This window comes from Selenomonadales bacterium 4137-cl (assembly GCA_032334055.1).
Lineage (GTDB): Bacteria > Bacillota > Negativicutes > Sporomusales > UBA7701 > Anaeroselena > Anaeroselena agilis.
Window position 1 is genome coordinate 2012662 of sequence record JAUOZS010000001.1, and the last position, 23805, is coordinate 2036466.

General features: G+C 65.2%; 24 protein-coding genes. 3 read left to right on the forward strand and 21 right to left on the reverse strand.

Going from position 1 to position 23805, the window contains the following annotated elements:
* Positions 1 to 58: 58 nt before the first annotated feature.
* The 4 genes from feoB to Q4T40_10660 form a co-directional block, all read right to left on the reverse strand.
* Entirely contained in the window at positions 59 to 1978 is a 1920-nt protein-coding gene (feoB, locus tag Q4T40_10645) for a ferrous iron transport protein B (GenBank protein MDT8901702.1), read from the reverse strand.
* 174 nt (positions 1979 to 2152) lie between these two features.
* Positions 2153 to 2476 (reverse strand): thioredoxin, encoded by a 324-nt coding sequence (gene trxA, locus Q4T40_10650; GenBank protein MDT8901703.1) that lies wholly within the window; start codon positions 2474 to 2476, stop codon positions 2153 to 2155.
* A 34-nt stretch (positions 2477 to 2510) separates the two neighbouring features.
* Positions 2511 to 2909: a CoA-binding protein gene (locus tag Q4T40_10655; GenBank protein MDT8901704.1), complete on the reverse strand. Its 399-nt coding sequence runs from the start codon at positions 2907 to 2909 to the stop codon at positions 2511 to 2513.
* A gap of 83 nt (positions 2910 to 2992) precedes the next feature.
* On the reverse strand, positions 2993 to 4591 hold the full coding sequence (locus Q4T40_10660) for a peptide ABC transporter substrate-binding protein (GenBank protein ID MDT8901705.1): 1599 nt from the start codon (positions 4589 to 4591) through the stop codon (positions 2993 to 2995).
* A gap of 122 nt (positions 4592 to 4713) precedes the next feature.
* Between Q4T40_10660 and Q4T40_10665 the strand changes: the two genes are divergently transcribed.
* Both Q4T40_10665 and Q4T40_10670 read left to right on the forward strand, forming a co-directional pair.
* Positions 4714 to 5517 (forward strand): serine hydrolase, encoded by an 804-nt coding sequence (locus Q4T40_10665; protein MDT8901706.1) that lies wholly within the window; start codon positions 4714 to 4716, stop codon positions 5515 to 5517.
* Between the two features lie 18 nt (positions 5518 to 5535).
* Positions 5536 to 6444 (forward strand): C40 family peptidase, encoded by a 909-nt coding sequence (locus Q4T40_10670; GenBank protein ID MDT8901707.1) that lies wholly within the window; start codon positions 5536 to 5538, stop codon positions 6442 to 6444.
* Positions 6445 to 6489: 45 nt separating this feature from the next.
* Here Q4T40_10670 and gluQRS read toward each other — a convergent pair whose 3' ends face one another.
* Genes gluQRS through Q4T40_10685 form a run of 3 tightly spaced genes read right to left on the reverse strand, consistent with a single transcriptional unit; the run spans position 6490 to position 9457 of the window.
* Complete coding sequence (gene gluQRS, locus Q4T40_10675; protein MDT8901708.1) at positions 6490 to 7443, reverse strand: tRNA glutamyl-Q(34) synthetase GluQRS; 954 nt, start codon at positions 7441 to 7443, stop codon at positions 6490 to 6492.
* Between the two features lie 39 nt (positions 7444 to 7482).
* Positions 7483 to 8658: an MFS transporter gene (locus Q4T40_10680; protein MDT8901709.1), complete on the reverse strand. Its 1176-nt coding sequence runs from the start codon at positions 8656 to 8658 to the stop codon at positions 7483 to 7485.
* A 13-nt stretch (positions 8659 to 8671) separates the two neighbouring features.
* Positions 8672 to 9457, reverse strand: coding sequence for a GNAT family N-acetyltransferase (locus tag Q4T40_10685; protein MDT8901710.1), 786 nt, complete (start codon positions 9455 to 9457; stop codon positions 8672 to 8674).
* A 187-nt stretch (positions 9458 to 9644) separates the two neighbouring features.
* Between Q4T40_10685 and Q4T40_10690 the strand changes: the two genes are divergently transcribed.
* A complete protein-coding gene (locus Q4T40_10690; protein MDT8901711.1) occupies positions 9645 to 10733 on the forward strand; it encodes an ATP-dependent 6-phosphofructokinase in 1089 nt (362 codons plus the stop codon).
* A 45-nt stretch (positions 10734 to 10778) separates the two neighbouring features.
* Here Q4T40_10690 and Q4T40_10695 read toward each other — a convergent pair whose 3' ends face one another.
* The 14 genes from Q4T40_10695 to Q4T40_10760 all read right to left on the reverse strand — a co-directional run bounded on the left by Q4T40_10695 (position 10779) and on the right by Q4T40_10760 (position 23631).
* A complete protein-coding gene (locus Q4T40_10695) occupies positions 10779 to 12113 on the reverse strand; it encodes a TIGR00341 family protein (GenBank protein ID MDT8901712.1) in 1335 nt (444 codons plus the stop codon).
* Positions 12114 to 12169: 56 nt separating this feature from the next.
* Positions 12170 to 13114, reverse strand: a complete 945-nt coding sequence (locus tag Q4T40_10700; GenBank protein ID MDT8901713.1) for a DMT family transporter — start codon at positions 13112 to 13114, stop codon at positions 12170 to 12172.
* A gap of 414 nt (positions 13115 to 13528) precedes the next feature.
* Positions 13529 to 14791 (reverse strand): DUF1343 domain-containing protein, encoded by a 1263-nt coding sequence (locus Q4T40_10705; GenBank protein ID MDT8901714.1) that lies wholly within the window; start codon positions 14789 to 14791, stop codon positions 13529 to 13531.
* Between the two features lie 170 nt (positions 14792 to 14961).
* Positions 14962 to 15225 (reverse strand): HPr family phosphocarrier protein, encoded by a 264-nt coding sequence (locus Q4T40_10710; protein ID MDT8901715.1) that lies wholly within the window; start codon positions 15223 to 15225, stop codon positions 14962 to 14964.
* 16 nt (positions 15226 to 15241) lie between these two features.
* Positions 15242 to 15997 (reverse strand): carbohydrate deacetylase, encoded by a 756-nt coding sequence (locus Q4T40_10715; GenBank protein MDT8901716.1) that lies wholly within the window; start codon positions 15995 to 15997, stop codon positions 15242 to 15244.
* Positions 15998 to 16008: 11 nt separating this feature from the next.
* Complete coding sequence (locus Q4T40_10720) at positions 16009 to 17328, reverse strand: 6-phospho-beta-glucosidase (GenBank protein MDT8901717.1); 1320 nt, start codon at positions 17326 to 17328, stop codon at positions 16009 to 16011.
* Positions 17325 to 17657 (reverse strand): PTS lactose/cellobiose transporter subunit IIA, encoded by a 333-nt coding sequence (locus tag Q4T40_10725; protein MDT8901718.1) that lies wholly within the window; start codon positions 17655 to 17657, stop codon positions 17325 to 17327. Before Q4T40_10725 ends, Q4T40_10720 begins: the two co-directional genes overlap by 4 nt.
* Positions 17654 to 18910, reverse strand: coding sequence for a PTS sugar transporter subunit IIC (locus Q4T40_10730; GenBank protein ID MDT8901719.1), 1257 nt, complete (start codon positions 18908 to 18910; stop codon positions 17654 to 17656). Before Q4T40_10730 ends, Q4T40_10725 begins: the two co-directional genes overlap by 4 nt.
* A 155-nt stretch (positions 18911 to 19065) precedes the next feature.
* A complete protein-coding gene (locus Q4T40_10735) occupies positions 19066 to 19371 on the reverse strand; it encodes a PTS sugar transporter subunit IIB (protein MDT8901720.1) in 306 nt (101 codons plus the stop codon).
* 94 nt (positions 19372 to 19465) lie between these two features.
* Positions 19466 to 20368, reverse strand: coding sequence for an N-acetylmuramic acid 6-phosphate etherase (murQ, locus tag Q4T40_10740; GenBank protein MDT8901721.1), 903 nt, complete (start codon positions 20366 to 20368; stop codon positions 19466 to 19468).
* 52 nt (positions 20369 to 20420) lie between these two features.
* Positions 20421 to 21359 (reverse strand): BadF/BadG/BcrA/BcrD ATPase family protein, encoded by a 939-nt coding sequence (locus Q4T40_10745; GenBank protein MDT8901722.1) that lies wholly within the window; start codon positions 21357 to 21359, stop codon positions 20421 to 20423.
* Between the two features lie 270 nt (positions 21360 to 21629).
* The gene (locus Q4T40_10750; protein MDT8901723.1) at positions 21630 to 22451 is read right to left on the reverse strand and encodes a D-alanyl-D-alanine carboxypeptidase family protein; all 822 of its coding nucleotides are present in this window, start codon (positions 22449 to 22451) and stop codon (positions 21630 to 21632) included.
* A 102-nt stretch (positions 22452 to 22553) separates the two neighbouring features.
* Complete coding sequence (locus tag Q4T40_10755) at positions 22554 to 23252, reverse strand: polysaccharide deacetylase family protein (protein MDT8901724.1); 699 nt, start codon at positions 23250 to 23252, stop codon at positions 22554 to 22556.
* Between the two features lie 151 nt (positions 23253 to 23403).
* On the reverse strand, positions 23404 to 23631 hold the full coding sequence (locus Q4T40_10760; protein ID MDT8901725.1) for a hypothetical protein: 228 nt from the start codon (positions 23629 to 23631) through the stop codon (positions 23404 to 23406).
* Positions 23632 to 23805: the final 174 nt, after the last annotated feature.

Below are 23805 nucleotides of genomic sequence, written 5' to 3' on the forward strand. Positions count from 1 at the left end.
CTCTTCCCGAGGCTGCCCGAAAAATCCCCCCGCGGATGGATTTTCCGGGCAGCCTCCGCTAGATGACGAGCGGGGCCAAGAGGCTGGCGAGCCAGCCCGCGGCCAACGCGACGACGGCGATGATGGCGGTCATTATGGCGGCGGCTAAGGGGCCGCGCTCCTTAACGATAACCATGAGCTGGGCGACGCAGGGGACGAAGAGGGTGAGAGCGACGGCGGCGACGAGAAGCTGGCGGGGACCGAGGAGGCCGGCGGCAGCCATGTCGTACAGGCCGGCGGCTCCGTAGTCGCGCCGGAAAAAGCCCAGCAGGAATATCGGGGCGGTGGCGGCCGGAAGGCCGAGGCCGGCCATAAGGGGCTCCACCGCTTTTATAATATATGCCAGCAGGCCGCTGCGGTCACCGAGCCAGAGGAGAAAGCTGGCGAGGAAGAAGACGGGAATTATTTCCACGAAGTACCAGATCATGCGGGTGGAGGCTTTGTGGAGGACGTTGGCGGGGTCGGGTATCCGGAGGGGCGGGAGCTCGATGTAGAAGGGGCTGCGTTCGCCGGGCAGGAGGCGGGCGGCGAGCAGGCCGGAGAGGATGAAGACGGCGAGGATGATGGCGGCCCACAGGGCGACGGCGCGGCCATCGCCGGCGAGGATGGCGAGGACGACGCCGAGTTGGGCGGAGCAGGGGATGGTCAGGGCGAGCAGGAAGGTGGCGAGGAGGCGCTCGCGCTTGGTTTCGAGGGTACGGACGACGAAGACGGCCATGGTGCCGCAGCCGAGTCCGAGGGTGACGGGAATGACGGCCCGGCCGTTGAGGCCAAAGCGTTTGAAGAGGCCGTCGACGAGCATGGCGAGGCGGGGCAGGTAGCCGCAGTCTTCGAGGAGGGCGAAGGCGACGAAGAAGGTGCCGACGATGGGGAGGATAATGGCGACGGCGTAGCGGAGGCCGAGGGTGAAAAGGCCGTATTCGCCGGCCAGGAGGGACTGCAGCCATTCCCAGGGTATCCAGGTGTGGCAGGCGTGGTGGACGGCGGGGGTGATGACGCGGGCGAAGACGTTGTCGTCGATGTAGTCGACGAGGAAGCCGGCGCCGAAGCCGCCGACGAATTTATAGAGCCCCCAGTAGAGGACTAGGGCGAGGATGGGGATGCCGGTCAGGGGCTGGCGGGTAAGAAGGTCGAGGAAATCGGCCGTCCGGCGGCGGCCGGCCGGGCCGCGGGTGACGACGGCGGCGGCGAGCCGGTCGGCCTGGGCCTGGCGTTCGGCGGCGATCAGTTGGGCAAAGGGCTGGACGCTTTTCCGGGCGGCGTCCTGGGCGGCGGCGACGGCGGCCGGGTAGGCGGTATCGTTTTTCAGCTGCGAGTGGGTGACCGGGTCGCCGGCGAGCAGGAGAAGGGCAAGGATGCGGACGGCGGGGCGGCGGTCGCCGAGCGGTGTTGTCACGGCGGCTAGGGCTGCTTCGAGGTCCGGGCCAAGGAGGAGGGGCGGCTGCGGTTGCCGCCGGTAGGAGACGATGGCGTCGCGGAGGCGGTCAAGGCCGATTTTTCTGACGGCGGCCGCGGCCACGACGGGGATGCCGAGGAGGCCGGCGAGGCGGGCGGTGTCGAAGGCAAGGCCGGCGGCGGCGGCTTCGTCGATGAGGTTGAGGACGAGGATGACGGGCAGGCCGGCGTCAAGGAGGGCAAGGGTGAAGGGCAGAGAGCGGGCGAGGTTTTTGGCGTCGGCGACATGGACGACGAGGTCGGGCGCGCCGGCGAGGAGAAATTCGCGGGTGACGCGCTCTTCGTCGGTAATGGGGGCGAGCGAGTAGATGCCGGGGGTGTCGACGATTTCGCACGGTACGCCGCCGAGGCGGGCGTAGCCGCGGGCGACTTCGACGGTGGTGCCGGGGTAGTTGGAGACATTGACGTATTTGCCGGTGAGGTTGTTGAAGATGACGCTTTTGCCCACGTTGGGAGCCCCGACCAGGACGATTCTGCGCTGCATGCCTCTCCCCCGCCTTTCTTTTGCTCGATGGTATCTCCTATTCGCGGGACGGGGGGATTATGAAAAAGAAAAAACCGCGAACCTTGGAAGTTCGCGGTGGGTAGAGAACAGTTCAATACTGTCTAGAAAGGCGTTCCGGGATAACGCCGCGAGGCGGCCTTTATCGCCGAGCGCCTACAGGTGGGCTTTGATGCGGTCGGCCAGGCTGCCCTTCGGCTGGAAACCGACGATTTTTTCCGCCTGCTCGCCGTCCTTGAACAGGATCATGGTGGGCAGGCTCATGACACCGTATTTCTGGGCGAGGGAACGGTTCTGGTCGACGTTGATCTTGACGATTTTGTATTTGCCGCCGGTTTCGCCGGCAAGCTCGTCGAGGATGGGGGAAAGACGCTGGCAGTAGCCGCACCACGGGGCCCAGAAATCGGCGAGCACGGGGACGGCCGCGTCGAGCACTTCTTCTTGGAAGTTCGCTTCGTTGACATCCGGGGCATTGGCCATTTTCATCTCTCCTTTGTTTTTGACATTCGCCCGGTCAGCCCGTAATGCCGCGCTTGCGGCACTCGGCCATAACGCAGGCTTTGATGACGGTAAGGCCGAGGTCTTCGCCGAGTTTGGCGACCGCCGGCGCGTCGGCTCCCGGCTGGAGCCAGACGTACTTGATGCCGGCGTCGGCGCAGTCGCGCATGATCTGCTCGCCGACCTTGGGTGGCACGACAACGTCGACGACGTCGGGTTTCTCCGGCAGGTCCTTGAGGCCGGGGTAGCATTTCCGGCCCATGACTTCTTCGAGGCCGGGGTTGACGGGATAGACTTCGAAGTGACCGGTGTCGTCCATGAATTTGAATATCTTGTAGCCGAATTTGTCTTTGTTGTTGTTGGCGCCTACCACCGCCCAGGTTTTGAGGGCGAGGGTCTTGTCGATGTCGGTCATGCGGTCCTCCTGATTCAGATTTATCCCATTTTCATTATATTGCCAGCAGGCCCCAAAGGTCAATCGCGGACAGGGCGGCGACATTATTCCAGGTAGGCTTGTTTGAGATAGACGATGCCGAGGACGGTCCTGATCTGGTTCCTGACGTTCGGGCGGACCATGACCGGGCTGGTGCTGAAGTAGACGGGGAGGACGACGGCGTCGGCCAGGAGAATTTTCTCGGCGGCGTGGAAGGCCTCGGAGCGGGTCGTGACATCGGAGGTCTGCCGGGCGGCGGTGAGGTGGCTGTCGTAGGCTGGGTTGGCATAGCCGGGGCTGTTGTTGCCATTGGCTGTTTCGAAGAGCTCCAGGAAGGTCATGGGGTCGATGTAGTCGCCGATCCAGCTGTCGATGGCCACCTGGAAGTTGTGTTTGTCGAGGTTGTCGTAGAATACCTTGAGCTCCTGGTTGCTGAGCTGGACGGTGACGCCGAGGGTGCGTTTCCACATTTCCTGCACGGCTTCGGCGATTAGTTTGTTGCTTTCGCTGGTGTTGTACAGGAGGGTGATGGGCGGCAGGCCCTTGCCTTCGGGATAGCCGGCCTCGGCAAGCAGTTTTTTGGCGGCGGCGGTGTCGTTGTCGGCGAAGTATTGGCCGCCTTTGGCGCGGAAGTCTTTGCCGCCGGCGTCGGCGATGCCCGGAGGCACAAAGGCGAGGGCGGGAGTCTGACCGCCGCGGGCGACCCGGTCAACGAGGCTGCGCCGGTCGAGGGCGAGGGTGAAGGCTTTGCGGACCCTGGCATCGTTGAAGGGGGCTTTTTTGACGTTGAAGGGGAAGTAGCTGACGCCGAGGAAGGGGAATATCTTGAGCTTGCCTTCCTTCTGGAGGCGCGGTATTTCGCTTACGGGCGGGCTGTCGGCCATGTCGAGCTGCTTGTTTTCGAACATGACGAGCCGGGTGGCGGCCGAGTCGACGAGGACGATGTCGACCTTGTCCATGCGGACCTTGCCGGCGTCCCAGTAGTGTTCGTTCCTGACCAGTTCCATTTTGTTGTCGTGGACCCAGTTCGTCAGGCGGAAGGGCCCGTTGCCGACGAAGGTTTTGGCGTCGGCGGCCCAGCGCTGGTTGGCGGCGGCGTTGCGACTGACGGGGTAGAAGGTGCGGAAGGCGACGAGGGACAGGAAATAGGGGGTCGGCCGTTCGAGGGCGACTTCGAGGGTGTCGTCGCCCAGCGCTTTGACGCCTACGGCGGCGGCGGCGGCTTTCTTTTCGTTATAGGCGCGGCCGTTTTTGAGGCAGAATAACTGGTAGGCGTAGCTGGAGGCGAGCTCGGGACTGAGGGCGGATTTCCAGGCGTATTCGAAGTCGGCGGCGGTGACCGGCTCGCCGTTCGACCATTTCGCCCCTTTGCGGAGGTGGAAGGTGTAGGTGAGGCCGTCGGGGGAGATCTCCCAGCGCTCGGCGGCGGCCGGCACGGGGCTGCTGGCGGCGTCGAGGGCGGTGAGGCCTTCGAACAGTTGGGCCTGGATGATGCCGGCGGGGATACTCGTGGCTTTGCGGGGGTCGAGGGTTTCCGGCTCGGCGGCGACGGCGTAGCGTAGGTATTTGGCGTCTTTTTTGGCGCCGAACCAGGAGCAGCCGGACAGGATGAAGGTGGCTGCAAGCACGATGGCGAGGATGAGGGCGGTTGTCTTCTTGGCCAAGGCGGTCTCCTTTCGGTGTCCGTCAGGGATAATTTGCGCTTCCGGGCGCTAAACCATACCCGTGGGCAAGGGTTTTGCCCGGCGGCGGCGAAAACTGCGGTATGGATGAATGAGGTGATACTTTGTCAAAGAAGGCTGAAAGCGATCTGACGGCGGCGATGGCGGCGACGGTGGCCGGCGAGCCGGGCGTTTTTTCGGCGGCGGCGGTCGAGCTGCCGGCCGGCCGGCGCTGGCTGCTAAATCCTAAACGGCTGCGGTCGGCAAGCCTGATAAAGATTTTTATCCTCGCGGAGGCGTTCCGCCGCATCGGCCGGGGCGAACTGGACCCGGAGGAGGCGGTGGCGATCCCGGCGGAGGCGATCGTGGGCGGCGCGGGACAGTTGGAGTTCGCCGCGCCGGGGACGGTGCGGACGTGGCGCGAGCTGCTGGAGGCTATGATCGTGGAGAGCGACAATACGGCGACTAATATGGTGATCGACCGCCTGGGGATGGAGAGCGTGAACGCGCTGGCGGTGGCGCTGGGGTGCCGCGACACGGTGCTGCGCCGCAAGATGATGGATTTCGCGGCCGCGGCGGCCGGGCGGGAGAATTATACGACGCCGGCCGATGTGGCGGCGGTGCTGGCGAGGTTGTACCGGCGCGAGTGCGTTAGCCCCGCGGCCGACGAGGCGATGGTGGCCATCCTGCTCCGCCAGGAGGACCGCTGCAAGCTGCCCCTCCTCCTCCCCGCCGCCGCAAAGGTGGCGTGCAAATCCGGGGAGCTGGACGGCGCCGAGCACGATGCGGGGATCGTTTACGGGGAGGGGCACGATTATGTGCTGGCGGTGATGAGCGACGGCCTGCCGGACGAGGAGCGCGGCCGGGGGGTTATCGCGCAGTTGTCGCGCACGGTTTACGATTGGCTGCATAGTAATATATCAGCGTGATTTCCGGAGGACTGCTTTATGACTGATTGTTCGACAGCCGTTAATGTTTCTGCCGCCATGCTGTGGACCGCGCCAGGGCCGAAACGGGACCACGACCGGCTTATCCTGGGGGCGGCGACCGATCCGGCGGCGTGGGCGGACGGCATGGACGAGGATATGCGGCTGTGGCTGGTGGGCCAGGTGGAGTCGCAGCTTTTGTACGGGGAACGGGTGGCGGTGCTGGGCCGCGAGGGCGAGTGGCTGCGTGTGGCGGCGGCGGAGCAGGCGTCCGGCAGGGATGGGCGCGGCTACCCTGGCTGGCTGCCGGCCGCCCAGGTGAGCGATAACGATGTTTTTCTGGCGGAGCGGGCCGCTTTGCCGGCGGCGGCGGTAACGGCGACGAGGACGCTTTTATACGCTGACGCGGCCGGCCGCGAGCCGGTGGCCGAACTGAGCTGGCAGACGCGCCTGCCGCTGCTGGCCGCTGTGGGCGCGATGCTGCAGGTGAGACGGCCGGACGGGGCGGTGGGCTATATATCGCAGTATGCCGCCTCTCCCCTCTCCCCCGCCCCGTTTGACGGGGAACGGCTGCTGGCGGAGGCGAGGCGGTTCGCCGGGCTGCACTATGTCTGGGGCGGCACGTCGGCGTGGGGGTTCGACTGTTCGGGGTTCGCGCTGCGGCTATACCAGTCCCAGGGGGTGGCAATCCCCCGCGACGCCGACGAGCAGGCGGCGGGCGGGACGGCGGTGGCCGACGGCGACCTGCTGCCTGGCGATCTGCTGTTTTTCGCCGGCCCCGGCGGTCAGGGCGATATCCACCATGTGGGGGTGTTCGCGGGCGATTCGACGATGATCCACGCCCCGAACAGCCGGTCGGCGATCCGCGAGGACGATTTCACCGTCGGGAAGTATGGCGAGGAGTATTGGGGGGCGCGTCGCTACAGATAGGTTTTTCAGCGGGCTCCGCTGTCCTTTGCGGACAGCGGGGCTTTTCTATGTAAAAAGGTTGTTTTCGATGACGACCGGTTCCCGCGGCAGTTTGGCGAGGGAGAAGGCGGCGACGAGGTCGCGGGGCCGTACGGGTTCGGGGGCCGGGATGAGGCCGGCCAGGTGGGCGAGGCGGCCGATTATTTCCGGGGCGGCGACGCCGCGCTCCTTCAGGGCGGCGAGGGCGAGGTCCTGCTGGCGCTTGGAGAGGCGGTGGCCGTCGGGGCTGACGAGCAGCGGGACGTGGGCGAAGGCGGGCGGCGTGAGGCCGAGCAGACTGTAGAGGTAGAGCTGGCGCGGGGTGGAGGCGAGAAGGTCGTCGCCGCGCAGGACGTGGGTGATGCGCATCGCGGCGTCGTCGACGACGACGGCGAGCTGATAGGCGTGGACGCCGTCGGCGCGGCGGACGATGAAGTCGCCGCAGGCGGCGGTGAGGTTCTGGGCGACGGGACCGTGGAGGCCGTCGGTGAAGGCGACGGTTTCGGCGGGGACGATGAGCCGCAGGGCCGGGCGGCGGTCGCCGGAGAACCCTCCCTCCCCTACTCTTTTCCGGCAGGTGCCGGGGTAGGCGCTTTCCGCGTCTGCGTCGCCGGCGTGGGGAGCGGAAGCGGCGGCACGGATTTCGGCCCTGGTGCAGTAGCAGGGGTAGACGAGACCGCGGGCGGCGAGGGTGTCCAGGGCGGCGGCGTAGAGATGGCGGCGCTCGTCCTGGCGGTAGGGGCCGTAGGGGCCGCCGATGTCGGGGCCTTCGTCCCAGTCGAGGCCGAGCCAGGCGAGGTCGCTGATTATCTGGGCGGTGTATTCGGGGCGGCTGCGGTCTGGGTCGAGGTCTTCGACCCGGAGGACGACAGCGCCGCCGAGGCTGCGGATCTGCAGCCAGGCGAGGAGGGCCGTCCAGGCGTTGCCGAGGTGCATTTGGCCGGAGGGGGACGGGGCGAAGCGCCCGCGAATGTCAGTCATATGAACTCCATCGTTCTCTGAATTGTGCGGAGGGGTCTATCAATGGCCTGCCTCGGTATGGGGATCGTCTTTTTCGGTATATAGCGCAAATACCAGTATCCCAGCCACCAAAATAAACCCGGCGGTGGCGAACATAGCGCCAAACCCCGCCTTCTCGCCCACCTGGCCGAGGAGCACCGCGCCGGCGGCGATGCCCATGTCCATGAAGGAGGTGAAGAAGCCGAGGGCGCTGCCCCGTTCGGCGGGGGGCGTCTTGTCGACGACGAGGGCGTTGAGGGTGGGCATGAAGGCGCCGAAGCCGAAGCCGAACGCCAGGCCGATCAAGATCAGGAGGAAGAGGCTGTCGAGGAAGGGCAACAGGAAAACGCCGACAGCCAGGAGGGCCATGAAGGGCAGGACGACACGGCGACGGCCCCAGCGGTCGGAGAGCTTGCCGGCGAAGATGCGGCTGGCGAGGGTGCCGGCGGCGTAGACGGTGAAGAATACGCCGAAGTCGGCCAAACCGCGCTGGGGGGCGAAGACGGGCAGGAAGGCGATGACCGTGCCGTAGGCGGCGGCGCCCGCGAAGAGCGCCAGGGACGGGACGACGACGACCCGCCGCCGGCCGACGGCCAGCAGGCTGACCGGATTTTTGCCGCCGTCGTGGGCGCCGATTTCATCCACCGCGACAACGGCGAGGAAGGCTCCGGCGGCGGCGATTGCCGAGCAGGCAAATAGAACGTCGAAGTTCTGCGTATACTGGATGATATTGATGCCGACAGCCGGGAAAAGGGCCATGGAGACGACGTTGGCGGTGCCGTAGATGCCGATCACTTCGCCCCGCCGCTGAGGAGGGGCGAGGTCGGCTATGTAGGCGGCCGACGCGGCGAGGAAAGCGGCGTGAGCAAAGCCGTGGGCGATGCGGAGGAGGTAAAGGGGGGCGACGGACTGAAGGAAGCCGTAAATCGGAAACAGGAGGGCAAAGAAGCCTGTCCCTAGCAGCATCAGGCGTTTGCGCCCGCGACGGTCGGCAAGCCGGCCGAGGTAGGGCCGGACAAGGACGGCCGCGAAGCTGAACGCCCCCATGACGAGGCCGATCTGGCCGGGGGAGCCGCCGAGGCTGTCGACGTACTGGGGCAAGGTGGGGATGAGCAGGTAGAAGCTGCCGAAGTAGAGGAAGGTGGCGATGCAGACGCAGACGAAGTTGCGCGAGGTCAGGCGGAATTCTTTGTTCATGCAGCCTCCCGGGTCACATGTTGAGGATGTAGGCGTCCATGGGGCAGTATTCGGTGAAGTTAAGGCGGCGATAGACCTCGTAGCCGGCGGGGCTGGCCTCAAGGACGAGCAGCCTGTAGCCGCGGTCCGCGGCATGGCCGATGAGGGCGCGGGTCAGGGCGGTGGCGGCGCCGCTGCGGCGAGCGGAGCCGAGGGTGGAGATGAAGTAGGCGCCGGCGACGCCGCCGCTGCCTAGGAATACGCTGGCGGTGGCGACCGGCTGGCTGCCCCGGTAAGCGAGGAAATAGGCGATTTTGTCGGTGGGGAGGCTGGCGAATAAGACCGGGAAGTCGCGGGCGACGCGCTCCGGCATGGCGAAGCCGGCGGCGGCCGTCCGCCCCCATTCCGCTATGCCGTCCGGGTTGAGGGCCTGGCGGATTTCGAGTCCCGCGGGCGGCGCGGCTGCCGGAGCCGTCCGGCCCAGCGCGAGGGCCATGCCCCGCCAATGCATCTGGTGCCTGAAGCCGTGGTCGAGAAGCCGCCGGCCGAGGTCGGCGGGACGGTCGGCCGGCCCGGTAATCCAGGTGAGCGGACGGCCGCCGAAGATCGCGGCCGTTTCCCGAATCCCGGCTTCAGCCCGGCGGGCGGTATAGCGGGCGGCGAGGACGCGGTTCAGCGCGTCGGTGCCGGTGTCTATCCATGTGATTTCGCCGCCGGAGCCGCTCTTCCCTGTCGGCGCGCAGCCGGCCAGCAGGGCGTATTCACGGAGGTTTTCGCCGATGGCGGCGACGATTGCGGAGGGAGCCGGTCCCGCGGTCATGTGCAGCACCTCGTTTTTTGATCTGTATGGCGGCGTTTTGGCAGGCGGCACAACTGACATATTTTTAACTTCCACAGTATGGAAGCCATCTCCTGCCTCGGAACAACGCCGCCCCTTGTCCCGGCGGCCAATGTATTATATACTTTTGCCAGGCAATGATATTTTATTATCAAAGGAGAGCGGTATTATGGCCAAGTTCAAGAGTGTTGGCGTGCTGACCGGCGGCGGCGACTGCCCGGGTCTCAACGCCGTGATCCGCAGCGTGGCGCGCGCCTGCTTCAGCCACGGCATCAGGGTCTGGGGCGTGAGGAACGGCTTCGGCGGCCTGGTGGAAAATGATATCGTCGAGCTGGCGGACAAGGATATCTCCGGTATCCTGCCCCGTGGCGGCACCATCCTCGGCACGACCAACCGCGACAATCCTTTTAGTTATGCCGTGCCGCACGAAGGCGGCTATGTTTACAAGGACATGTCGCAGCAGGCGCTGACGAATCTCCGGACGAGGGGCATCGAGGCGCTGGTGGTGATCGGCGGCGACGGCAGCCTGCGGATCGCCAACGAGTTCGATCAACTGGGGCTGCCGGTGGTGTCTGTGCCGAAGACGATCGATAACGATATCCCGCGGACGGAGCGGACGTTCGGTTTCGATACCGCGGTGGCGTGCGCCAGCGAGGCGCTCGACCGTCTGCATACGACCGCCGAGTCGCATCACCGGGTGATGCTGCTGGAGGTTATGGGCCGCTACGCAGGCTGGATCGCCTTTTATTCCGGCATGGCCGGGGGCGCGGACGTCATCCTCATCCCCGAGGTGCCGTACAAGATCGAGGCTGTTGTGGCGGCGATCAAGGCCCGCCGGGCCCAGGGCAAGCTGTTCAGCCTGGTGGTGGTGGCCGAGGGAGCCTACCCTGTGGGCGGCGAAATGACGGTGGCCCGCATCGTGGAGAACAGCCCCGAGAAGGTGCGCCTGGGCGGCGTGGGCGATAAGCTGGCCCACGAGTTGGAGGAGCTGACCGGGTTCGAGTCCCGCTGCACGGTGCTGGGGCATCTGCAGCGCGGCGGCAGCCCGACGGCCTACGACCGCATCCTGTCCACCCGCTACGGGGTGGCGGCCGTGGATGCGCTGGTGGCCGGCAAGACTGGCACGATGGTGGCCCTCCAGAAAAATAGCATTGTGACGGTGCCGATCAGGGATATCGCCGGCCAGCCGAGCAACGTGCCGCTGGAAGCGCTGCATGTGGGCCGGGCGATCGGCGTCTGCTTCGGCGACGAAGTCTGAGAATGCAAAAAGCCGCAAAATCGCGGCTTTTTTTGTTTGGTTAGCCTAGCGGACAGCCGGAACCGAAGGAGCGGCCGCGGCCGGAACCAACGGCGGATGGTATTCGAGTCTTACGGCCACCCGCCGCTTGAGCCGGTCCTCAAGGACGGTCTGAATGGACTGGGCCAGCAGTCCGTCGGCAAGCGGCGGACCGGACAGTTTGGCGTTAACGGTGTAGGTGGCCGAGCCCTGGCGGTATTCGAAGGTAAAGTCTTCGAGGATGGTTTGCTCCAGCAGGGAAATTTTTTCGAGAATGGTTTTCTGGATGATTTCCTCGGGGGTGGCGGCTTTCACCACTTCGACTATTTGTTTTTCGGTTACTTTGGGGAGCAGTTGGCCGAAAGAGTCGACACTGCTCTTATCGTCAACTTTCTGGACGAGGACGATGTCGGCGGTAAGCCTTACCGGCTTGCCCAGCCGCAGTTCGAGGAGGTTTTCCATCTGGCGGATGTTCTCGGAGGTAATGATTTTTGTGGTCCGGAAGGCGGCCTCGACGATGTGGGCGCCATCCTGGTAGCGGTGAGCGGAGCTCATGAGGCTGGACTGGGGAGCGATGGACTGGATGGATTCGACCATGGCGGTGCGAATGATTTTTTCGGTGCTGGCGGCCGAATAGGTCTGGTACATGATGTAGGCCAGGGGCACCGAGATAAGGACCAGCAGGGCAACGGGGTACCAAAGCCGGCGGCGGGAGGTGTCGCAGGCGGCGGGGTCGTTTATGTCGAGAACGCAGTCGCTGCTGGAAAACCCGGCCAGTTGGAAGGTGACGATGGCCGATACGTTGATGGCGATAGTGTTGGCCAGGAATAGCAACAACGCTCCCGACATGACGGCGAAGTTCTGGTCGGCCAGGCCGATGCCTACAACGCAGAGGGGCGGCATAAGGGCGGTGGCGATGGCCACCCCGGGCAGGGCCGCGCCCTGGGGCTTGGTGCAGATGGCGTAGGTGCCGGCGGCGCCCGAAGCCAGGGCGATAACCAGATCAAGGATGGTAGGGGTGGTGCGGGCGATTATTTCCACGGTCAGATCGGAACGGGGAACGATGAGGGCCAGGAAAGCCGAAAGGCCGATGGCGACCACGGCCCCCATGGCCTCTGCTTTGACAGCCTGCCGGAGAAGCGGCCGGTTGCCGGCGGCGATGGCCAGCGCCCCGCCAAGGATGGGCCCCATGAGGGGCGCGATCAGCATGGCGCCGATGACGACGGCGGCGCTGCCGGAGATGAGGCCGTAGGTGGCGACGGCGCAGGAAAGGACGATGAGGGTGTAATAGTGGATGTCCGGCTTAGCGTCGCCCAGCACGCTTTTATAAACCGCGCTGTGGTCGGTTTCGATGCTTATCAAGACTGGCGCCTCCATTGCAAGCAAATATAGTATTTTGCTTTCGCCAACAGATAGGGCTACTCCTCCTGCCGGAGGGGGTGGCCGGCGGCAGACGGGCGGATGTCGAAGACGGTGATGAGCAGCAGGCCGCTGATTATCAGCGCCGCGCCGGCCAGATGGGCGAGGGTGACGGTTTCGCCGTAAAAGACGGCGGCGATCCAGATGGCGTTGACGGGCATGAGGTTGATGTAGGCGCTGGCCCGGCTGGCGCCGATGCGCTTGATGCCGACGTTGTAGAGGAAGAAGGCGACAACGGTCGGGAATACGATCAGGTAGACCATTTCCCAGGCGACCTGGGCGCTGACGGCGGGCAGGCGCGCCCAGCCGTCCTCGGCGAGGGTGGCGGCCAGCAGCAGTACGGACCCGGCGAGGGTGGAGGCGCTGGTGGCGAGCAGGGGCGGGACGTCTTTCATGACGACCTTGCCGATGGTGGTGTAGGCTGTCCAGGAGATGACGCCGCCGACCATGAGCAGGTCGCCGCCGGAGAAGGACAGCGCGGCGAGGGTTTCCACGGAGCCTCTGGTGATGGTGGTGAGGACGCCGAGAAAGGCCAGGGCGACGCCGGCGACGAGACGCCAGCTCCATGGCTCGCCGAGGAGGGTGACGGCGACGATGGCCGTGGTGACAGGGTTGACGACGATGACGAGGGCGCCGTTGATGGCTGAGGTGTATTTCATGCCGACGGTGAAGAAGATGTTGTAGAGAAATACGCCGGTGAGCGCGAGGAGCAGCACGCCGCCCCAACGCCGCTTGAGGGGGGCCCAGTCCCATTCGCCCCGGGCCGCGACCCAGGCGGTCATGAGGAGGCCGGCGAGGAAGAAGCGGACGGCGGCGGTGGTGAGCGGCGGTATTTCGGCGACGACGTGCTTGGTGACGCCGAAGGCGCCGCCCCAGAAGAGGGGCACGAACAGGAGAATGAAGTAGATGGGATCGGGGCGGGCGGGTTTGTCAGGCTTTATCACCACGGTCAGCTCCTTGACAGGTAAGAATGGTCCTTGTAAGGGGGGATGCCGGAGGCGGATGGCAGACAGCGGGCCGCCGCCGGCCGCCGCCTATTGCGCATGAGCGGCCGGCCTCACAGAACAAAATACGTATTATCCCCATTTTAGCCGCAATACCGTCGGCGGACAAGGTAAAATACCAAAAAAATACACCGGCGACGCCGGTGTATTTTTTGTTTTGGATTGCCGAGGTTGGCTAGAAGGTCCCAGATGCAAGGCGCACCGAGGACGCGCTGCACCGTTTCCTCCGCGACCAAGTATGCCTACATGGTTTGCACAGGCACGGTTTAACAGCATCGCGCGTACTCGGAACGTACGCTAGCAAGCGTCCGCAGGAATAACGCCGCAGATGGGGCCTTGTCGCCAACCGTTTTGTTATTGGTACAGGTAATAGGGTTTGGCTTTCTCTTTAAATTGCTGTGCTTCCTTATCCCATTCGGCGAGAAGCTCTTCGAGGGTATAGCGGCCGAGGCGGAGGCCGTTGTCGCCGGTGGTAAGATCGATGTAGGGGATGCCCCGGGGGTTGAAGTCGTAGGCGAAGTTGCCGCCGGAGATTTCCTGGATGGTGTAGAGGAGGGTTATGCCGGTGCGGACGGCCTGGTAGGCGTGGCGGTCGGTGATGTGTATCTGGACGCCGCCGAGGGTTTTGCCGGCGTTGCCGCCGAAGCGCGGGCTGAAGTAGGCGGGCCGGAAGTAGGCGCCGGGCAGGTTTTTGGCGTTCATTTTGTCGGCGAGTTCCTCGGCGTTCAGCCAGGTGGCGCCGATGAGCTCGAAGGGCCGGGTGGTGCCGACGCCTTCGGAGACGTTGGTGCCGCCGAAGATGCCGGTGCCGGAGTAAACGAGGGCGGCGTCGGGGGTGGGGATGTTGGGCGAGGTCATGACCCACGGCAGGCCGGTGTCGTCCCAATGCATGTCGCGCGTCCAGCCGGTGAGGGGTACGACGGCGAGGTCGCAGCCGATGGCGAATTCCTTGTTGAAGTAGCGGGCCAGCTCGCCGACGGTCATGCCGTGGCGCAGGGGGATGGGGTACATGCCGATGAAGGATTCGAAGCCTGGCTTGACCAGTCCGCCCTCGACCATGCCGCCGACCGGGTTGGGGCGATCAAGGACGACGAAGGTTTTGCCGTTCTCGGCGGCGGCCTGCATGGCGTAGGCCATGGTGTAGATATAGGTGTAGGGGCGGGCGCCGATGTCCTGGATGTCGAAGGCGAGGACGTCGATGCCTGCGAGCATTTCGGGGGTGGGTTTCTTGGTGGCGCCGTAGAGGCTGTAGATGGGCAGTCCGGTCTTGACGTCGGTGGCGTAGCCGACGTGGTCGCCGGCCTTGACGGCGCCGCGGATGCCATGCTCGGGGGCGTAGAGGGCGACGAGGTTGACCTTGGCCTTGAGGACGTCAATGCTGCTTTCGAAGCTGCTGTTGATGCCGGTGGCATTGGTAACGAGGCCGACCCGCTTGCCCTTGAAGAGGTCGAGGTGTTTGTCGATGTTGTCGATGCCGAGACGCACGGGCTCGCGGCTCTCGCGGACAGGGGCGGGGGCAGGCGGGGCGCTGGCGCAGCCGCTGCCGAAGAGGGGCATGAGGAGCAGGGCGGCAAGAACGACGGTCAGTTTCGCGATGAGGCTGCGGCTTTGGCGCACGGGGCTACCTCCTGTGTGATATTATTTTTGTGGTTTTCCGTTCTTTAGGCCGTTCAGAAGCGTCCAGATGCAAGGCGCACCGGAAGAGCGCGCCGCGACGCGTACTCGGTTCGTACGCTAGCAAGCGCTCTGAGGAGCAACGCCGCAGATGGGCGGTTATCAACGGCCTTTTATTCGTTGAAACCGGCTTTTATCAAGGCCGCGACCGCTTCCAAAGCCTGCTCTTCATCCTCGCCCGCCGCGCGGACGGTGACGGCGTCGCCGGCTTTGACGCCGGCGCTCATGATGGCGAGCATGCTTTTGGCGTTGACGCTTTTGTCGCCTTTGACGAGGGTGATGTCGCTCTTGTAGGCGGCGGCTGTTTTGACGAGCAGGGCGGCCGGGCGGGCGTGGAGGCCGATCTTGTTGGTGATGGCGAGAGTTTGTTCGCGCATTTGTACGCTCCTTCGGTCAGGATGCGCCTAGGGCGGCGAAGCTTACGAGTTCGACGCCTTCGGCGGCAAGGAAGTCTTTCATGGCCGGGTCGGTGAGGACGGCGAGCTCGCGCAGGCGTTCGCCGCTGTAGGAGCTTGTCCCTGCAAGCAGGTCGTCGGCTTCCGCGGGGTGGCACATTATTTCGAGGACGCCGGCGCGGTGGGCGCTGATGATGGCCCGGAGGCTTTCGGCGGTGGCGCCGGGTCCGTAGAAAGCGTCGGAAAAGGCGTCGGGGGCGGGGATGCCGAAGGCGACGATGCGGGCGCGGACGGCGGGGCCGGTCTGGCGGAGAGGAACTTTGAGCCGCCGGGCGAGGCTGATGGCGACATCAAGGATTTCGGGGTAGGAATGGGCGTGGTGGTGGCTGTCGAGGTGGGTGAGGGTGAGGCCGGTGGCAAGGAATTTTTCCACCTGGGCGGAGAGTTCGCGTTCGGCCTCGCGCGGCTCGCAGACGGCCACGACGCGGTTGACGGGCCGGTGGAAGGCGCCGTCCGGCTCAACGAGGCTGGCTACGTCCGCGCCGGCGAGGAGCGGCCGTCCGTAGGTGAGGTTGAGGTGGAGGCCGGCGGCGAGGCCGTGGGCCTTGAGGAGAGCGACGGCGTCGTCGGTGTGGGCGGTGTTGACCATTAGGGTGGTGTCGCTGACGAGGCCGGCGGTCATGGCGCGGAGGATGCCGCGGTTGCAGCCAGGGGTGAGGCCGAGGTCGTCGGCGTTGATGATGAGTCTGCGCATGTTTTCTCCGATCATTGCTGCCCGGCGAAGCGGGGCAGGTATTCGCGGTTGGCGGCGAGGATTTCGTCCAGCAGTTTCCCGGCGACGTCCGCGGAAGGCACAAGGGGGTTGGCGGCCAGGGCGGCCAGGGCGACGGCGCGGTCGCCGGTGACGGCGGCCTCGATGGCGAGGCGTTCGTAAGCTTTGACCTGCTGCGCGAGGCTGAGGGCGTCAGGCGGCAAAGGGCCGACCGGCAGCGGCACCGCCCCCCCCTTCCCCACCCGGCAGTTGATCTCGACGACGGCGTCGGCGGGCAGGCCGGCGATGGCGCCGTTATTGCGGGTGTTGACGGTGTGGGTTTCGTTTTTGTCGTTTTGGATGGCGCTAATGAGGGATACGGCGGCCTCTGAGTAGTAGGCGCCGCCGCGTTTGGCCAGTTCGGGCGGTTTTTCGGCGAGGGTTTCGTCGCGGTAGCGGGCGAAGAGCGCTTCTTCGACGGCCTGGACCTGCTCGGCGCGGGTGCCCGGCCCGCCGGGAGCTGCGGCGGCCTGTTCCTCGCCGAGCAGGCGGTCGGTCATGTAGTAGTAGCGATGATACGGGCTGGGAACCAGGCCGAGGTTTTTCAGGAAGGCGGCGTCCCATTTGAGGTCGGGGATGTTGTTCATGGTGAGGGCGGCGCCGTCGGCGAGCTTTGCGAGAATAACGCCGGTGACGTCTTCGCCTCTAAGGCGGACGGCAAGACCCCAGACGAGGTGGTTGAGGCCGGCGAAGTCGATGGCGACGTCGGCCGGGACGGCGTCGAGAAGCTTGGCGGCCGTCATGACCATGTTGATGGGGACGTTGCAGAGGCCGATGCATTTTACGGCGCTGTGGCCGAGGACGGCTTCGGTGACGAGGCCGGCGGGATTGGCGAAGTTGATGAGCCAGGCATCGGGACAGAGGGCTTCGATGTCGCGGCAGATGTCGAGGACGACGGGGACGGTGCGGAGGGCGTTGGCGAAGCCGCCGGGCCCGACGGTCTCCTGGCCGAGGACGTCGTATTTAAGGGGGATGCGTTCGTCGCTGACGCGGGCGGCGAGGCCGCCGACGCGGAGCTGGGTGATGACGTAATGGGCGCCGGCCAGAGCCTGACGCCGGTCGAGGGTGGTATGGACTTCAATTGCGGAGCCGGCCCGCGCGGCCATGCGCCGGGCAAGGGCGGCGACGACGGCGAGTTTCTCTTCGCCTGAGGGGATATCGGCGAGCCAGAGCTCGGCGACCGGCAGTTCGCCGGCGCGCCGAAGGACGCCGTCAACGAGTTCGGGGGTGTAGCTGGAGCCGCCGCCGATGACGGCGAGCTTGAGGCCGTTCATCGAGCCGCCTCCAGGCGGGCGGCCAGGTCGCGGATGGTTTTTTCCTGCTCGATCATGTGGGTGATGAGGTTTTTCTCGGCGACGGCGGTCATGAGATGGTCCTGGGCGTGGACGAAGAGGAGGGTTATGTCTTGTTTTTCGCCGGCGGCCTCACGCTGGATGGTGTCGGCCTGGGCGCGGTGGGCGACGCCGATCTCCTCTTCCGCGCGGACGAGGTGTCCGGCGGCTTTGGCGAAGTCGCCCGCCCGGGCGGCGGCGAGGGCGTCATAGGCTTCGGCGCGGGCGTTGCCGGCGTGAAGGATGATTTCGAAGATGACGGTTTCGGTCATTGGCTGTCCTCCTGGGCGGACTCTTTGAGCAATTTGCGTTCGTAGGCTTTGAAGAAGGGGTAGTAGATGGCGGTGGCGACCGTGGCGTTGACGGCTACGAGGACGATGGCCCGCCAGTCGCCGCCGGTGGTGAGGTACGCGCCGATGGGAGCGGGCAGCGTCCAGGGCACGAGGATGAAGGGTTTGGCGACGAGGCCGAAATTCATGGCCAGCCAGGTGATGACGCCCATGAGCACCGGCCCGGCGAGGAAGGGCACGAACAGCAGCGGGTTGAGCATGATGGGGGCGCCGAAGATGATGGGTTCGTTGATGTTGCAGACGCCGGGCAGGAAGGAGGCTTTGCCGACGCCGCGCAGGTAGGCGGATTTGGAGAACAGCATCAGGCAGACGAGGCCGATGGTTGCTCCCGAGCCGCCGATGAAGACGAACCACTGGAAGAAGGGCTCGGGGCCGATGTTGGGCGGGGGCTGGCCGGCGGCGGCGGCGGCGATGTTCTGGTCGAGGAGGACCAGCCACATCGGCCGGGCGACGGTGCCGACGACCGAGTCGCCGTGGATGCCGGTGGCCCACAGGAGAGAGATGAGGATGATGGGGGCGAGGACGCCGGCCATGGTGTTGCCGGCGGTGACAAGGGGGGTGAAGAGTTGGGTGACGGCGTGCTGGATGTCGAAGCCGGCAAGGTGGCGGACGGCCCACACGACGGGGATGATGATGCCTGCGGGGACGAGGGCCTCAAAGGAGCGGGCGACGGAGTCGGGAACGCCTTCGGGCATGCGGATGGTAATTTTTTTCTCTTTGGCGAAACGAAGGATTTCGACAGCGAAGATAGCCATGATGATGGCGACGAACATGCCGCCGCCGCCGAGGTTTTCCATGAGGAGGGCCAACCCCTTGTCTTCGACGGCGACAGGCAGGCTGGTAAGGAGGAAGGCGGCGAGGGCGAGGATGCCGCCGGCGACGCCGTCGAGCTTGTAGGAGCGGGCGAGGTGGTAGCCGATGCTGTGGGCGGCGTAGAGGGCCATGAGGCCCATGGTGAGGCGGAAGGGCAGCAGGATCTGGGCGGTGTAGGGCTTGACGAGGGCGGCGAGGGCGGGCACGGGCGGGAAGGCGATGATGAGGAAGAAGCTGCCGACGATGATGAGGGGGATGGTGGAGATGATGCCGTCGCGCACGGCCTTGAGGTGCCGCTGCTCGGAGAGCCTGGTCATGAAGGGGATGAGGTTGCGGTCGAGCCAGGCGAAGATTTTGTCCATGGGCCCTCCTGTAAGAAATAATGCGAGGCCGGAGACTGGCGAAAAAGCTCCAGATGCAAGGCGCACCGGAGGCTGACACCGGAAGCGTACACGAACGTACGCTGAGGATGGCAGCCGAGGAGCAACGCCGCAGATGGGGCTTTTGCGGCAGTCTCCTAGCCTAGTATCTTATCGATTTCGGCGAGGATGATTGCGCCGCCCAGGGGGCTATACCCCTGAGGCGGGATGAGGGCCACAGGCACGCCAGCCTCGGCGGCGGCGGCCTGGAACTCGGCGAGGCGGTGGCGGACCTGGGGGGCGACAAGGGCGATGTCCCAGCCGCCTTTGACGGTGTCGGCGAATTCGCCGCTGCCGACCGATTTGACGGTGAGGTCGCGGCCGGTTTTGGCGGCCTGTTGTTCGATGGCTTTGACGATGATGGCGGTGGACATGCCGCCGGAACAGACTAAGAGTATTTTCATGGCAAGTTGCTTCTCCTTCAGGGGAAGCTGGCGATAAGGTCCATATGCGGCGTGCCTTGCATCTGGAGCCTTCTTGCCAGCTTCGCACATTTTATTAGGGGTTGCCGATGGCTTTCGATACAAAGCCGTCGGCGGCCTGGAGGCGGCGTTCGGCGTCGTCGGCGGCGCAGCCGGTTTTGAGCATCACAATGGCGGTCTTGGCGCTGCGTCCGCAGCGGTTGAGGGCGTCCTCGGCGTCTTCTTTGGAGACGCCGGCGGCTTCGGCGACGATGCGTTTGGCCCGTTCCCACAGTTTGACGTTGGTGGGCTTGAGGTCGACCATGCGGTTGCCGTATACTTTGCCCAGCCGGACCATGGCGGCGGTGGTGAGCATGTTGAGGACCATCTTGGCGGCGGTGCCGGCTTTAAGGCGGGTGGAGCCGGCGATGACCTCGGGGCCGACGACGGGGGTTATGGCAACGCGGGCCGCCCCGGCGACGGCCGAGCCGGGGACGGAGGTAACGGCGACGGTGAAAGCGCCGAGCGCGTTGGCGTATTCGAGGGCGGCGAGAACGTACGGCGTCCGGCCGCTGGCGGCGATGCCGACGAGGACGTCGGCGGCGGAAAGATCGATCTGGCGGAGCTGACCGACGGCGGCGCCGGCGTCGTCTTCCACCCCTTCAGCCGGACGAACGAGGGCGGATTCGCCGCCGGCGATGACGCCGACGACAAGTTTGGGGTCGGTGCCGAAGGTGGGCGGGCATTCGGCGGCGTCGAGGACGCCCAGCCGCCCGCTGGTGCCGGCGCCGATGTAAATCAGCCGGCCGCCGGTTTTCATGGCGCTGACGACGGCGTCGACGGCGGCGGCGATGGCCGGGAGCTCCTTTTCGATCGCGAAGGCGACGGTTTTGTCTTCGTCGTTCATCAGGCGCAGGATGTCGGCGGTGGAGCGGCTGTCGATGCCGACGGTGGCGGGGTTGGGCTGTTCGGTGACGATGGCGTCGAAGTTGAAAGTCATATATGTACCTCGCAGCGAAGTATCTGCCAACAGGCGCCGGTAAGACAGCCTGCTAGGAACCGGCTTTTAGAGATTTAAGATAGTCATATCCAATTTTTAGGGCTCCCATAACCGGCTCCGGTCCCGGAGGAAGAAGTTCGGCCTGGCCGGCCAGCAGCCCGGCGAGGCGTTCCCTGAGAGCCGGGCAGCCCAGAAGAAGCCCGCCGTAAGCGGCGACGGGCACGGGGGCGGCCCCGGGGGCGGCCCCGGGGAAGCCGCGGGCGACGACTGACGCGACGAGGCCGGCGAGTTCGACGGCGGCGTCGGCGATGACCGCGGCCGCGAGCTTGTCGCCTTCTGCGGCGAGAGCGGCGACCGTGGCGGCTAGGGCGGCGATGTCGGCCTTGGCGGTGGCGGGGCTGTGGAGGAAAGCGATGAGGCCGGCGATGTCGGCCACACCAAGGCTGTCGATGATGCGGTCGAGGAGGAGCGAAGGTATCTCGCGTCCTTCGGCGGCTTTCAGCCCGCGGGCGATGGCCTGGCGGCCGATGTCGTAGCCGCTGCCTTCGTCGCTGACGAGGTGGCCCCAGCCGCCGGCGCGGATGATTTCGCCGCGACGCGTCCGCCCGTAGGCGATCGAGCCTGTGCCGGCGATGAGGACGATGCCCTCTTCCCGGTCCCCCAGCCCGGCGGCAAGGGCGATACGGGCGTCGCTGCCGATCAGGCATGGGCAGCCCAGGCCGGACAGGGCGCCGCCGAGCAGCTCGCGGTCGCGGTCGCGGTCGGCGCCGGCCAGGCCGAGGCTGACGAGGGCGAGGGCGGACCTGTCGCAGCCGGCGGCTTCGGCCAGGTCGTCGACGATGCCGGCGACGAGGGCGGCGAAGGCGGACAGGCCGATGACATGGTAGTTGGCGGCGCCCTTTTCGATACGCGCCAGCAGGCGGCCGGACAGGTCGGCGGCGCAGGCGACCGTTTTGGTGCCGCCGCCGTCGATGCCGATGATCCAGCTCATCCTCTCCCCCACCCTTCCGTACGTTATTTCAACTTTATTTGACATTATCCTCGCTCTTTCCTTTTCTGCACCGACAAAGTAATAATTGGCATACGAAAAGCGGGCGAATCGCATCGCCCGCCCGTTCATTATTTTTAGTACTGCACCTAGCCGCAGGCCGCTCAGAGCCCCAGATGCAAGGCGCTCTGAGGAGCAAGTGCGCAAGTTCTTGGCGCTTGAGAGCCTAGAACTGCGGCCTACCCCTTGCGGGTGCGCCGCAGATGGGGGCTATCAGCGGCCCGCCCCGGCAGCAATAGCCGCAAACCCGTAGTCGAGGAGCTTTGCGGCGTCTGCCCACCGCTCATCATCATTGAGCAACACGACGACGAGCTGCACGCCGCCGCGCCGGGCCGAGGCCACCAGGCAGTCGCCGGCCGCCTGGGTGTAGCCTGTTTTGACGCCGCTGGCCCCGGGGTAGGTTTTGAGGAGTTTGTTGGTATTGCTGACGCTTACCGGAGCACGGTTTTTAAAGGGGACGGCATATTCGCGGGTGGCGACGATCCTGGCGAATTCGGGATTCTGCAAGGCTTGGGCCGTTATGAGGGCCAGGTCCCTGGCGGAGCTGTAATGGTTGCGGGGATCGGGCAGGCCGTGGGGGTTGGCGAAATGGGTATTAATCAGCCCTAGTTTTTCGGTCCTGGCGTTCATCAGGTCGACGAAGGCCGGGACAGAACCGGCGACGTGTTCGGCGACGGCTTCGGCGGCGTCGTTGCCGGAGACGAGCATCATGCCGTAAAGGAGGTCGCGTAAGCTCAGTCGGTCGCCCTCCCTGAGCTCCAGGCTGGAGCCTTCGCAGCCGGCCGCGCTGCCGCTGACGGTAACGACGGAATCCGCTTTGCCCCGTTCGAGGGCGACGAGGGCGGTCATTATTTTGGTGGTGCTGGCCGGGTACATGATGGCGTCGGGGTTGATGGCGTACAGTATCCTTTTAGTGCCGGCCACCATCAGCACGGCCGCTTCGGCGTCGACCTTGGGGGCCGGCGACGCGGCCAGGACGACGGTTTGCCAGAGAAACACGAGGATGAGGATAAGTGGTACGACTCGGCGGCGCATTTTACTACCTCCAGTTATGTAGGCCCGGGCGGCGGGCGTCGGGATGTTAACGATAGTATTCGGACAGGAAATGACATTTCCTGCAAGCGCGCGCACCAGAAATTATTGCCGGATTTCATAGTATTGGAGCAGTTCCCCCACGGTTACGAATTCATAGCCGGCGGTGCGCAGGCGGTCGATGATGACGGCGACGGCGGCGGGGGTGGTGATGGCGCATTCGCCTTCGTGGAGCAGGACGATGCTGCCAGGGGAGGCTCCGCTGATGACGGTGGCGGCGACCTGAGCCGGGCTGCGCCGCTCCCAGTCGCGGGTATCGATCGACCAGAGAATGGTTGTGTAGCCCCGGGCGGCGAGGTCGTTGACGAGGGGGTCGTTGTAGCCGCCGCCCGGCGGCCTGAAAAGAACTGGCCGCACTCCTACGGCAGCGACGACTTTCTCGAACCGGGCAAGGTCGTCGTAGAGTTCCGCGCGGGGCTGTTTATTGGGAAACTTGTGATGGTAGCCGTGGTTGGCGATTTCCTGGCCGGCGGCGGCGATCTCCGCGAGCAGGTCGGGGTATTTGGCGGCGTTTTCGCCGAGAAGGAAAAAGGTGGCCCGCGCTTTTTTGTCCCTCAGCACCGCCAGCAGCGCCCTGGTGGTGTGCGGGTGCGGCCCGTCGTCGAAGGTGAGGGCGATGATTTTATGGTTTGTCGGCACTTTTTTGATTGCCCGGCTATGATCCTGGAGGGCATGACCTCCGGCTAACAGGGCGGCGAATACCCCGACAGCGAGAATAAAGCCCCACGTTTTTTTGCGCTTCACGGCCCCGGACCTCCCCCGCGGTCCCGGTCGCGGGCTGCGGCCGGGTCTTCATAGGGAAGCATATGCCGGCCGGGCGACAGGTATGATTCCACCCCGCGCAAACGGAAAAGCCCGGCGGCGTGCCGGGCTCCGGGGCATGCTGGCAACTGCGTTATACGGGGGTGCACGGCCGCGGCAGGCAGAAGCGGCGCGGGAAGCAACTCGAACTTTTGTAGTATTTTCCGGAGAAGACGGAGTAGTTTTCGGGGATGTATTCGTTCTCGTAAAACTGCACCAGCTCGGGGTTGAGTTCGATGAACACTTCGGTGGGGATGAGGGGGTTGAAGGCTTCGGTTATCACCTGCTGGCGGAACGGCACGCGAGGTTTTTTTTGCGACACCGGTTTTCCCTCCTTGTCGGTGGCGGCGCTCCTTTTTGTATCTTATGCGCGGCGGACCGGAAGAGACTACATAAGGCGGAAAACGGGCTGTGATTTTGACGCCGACCGGCGCGGGAGGGGCGGCAAAACGACGTGTCGAAGCATAGGATTATATAGTAATCCAGTAAGGAGGTA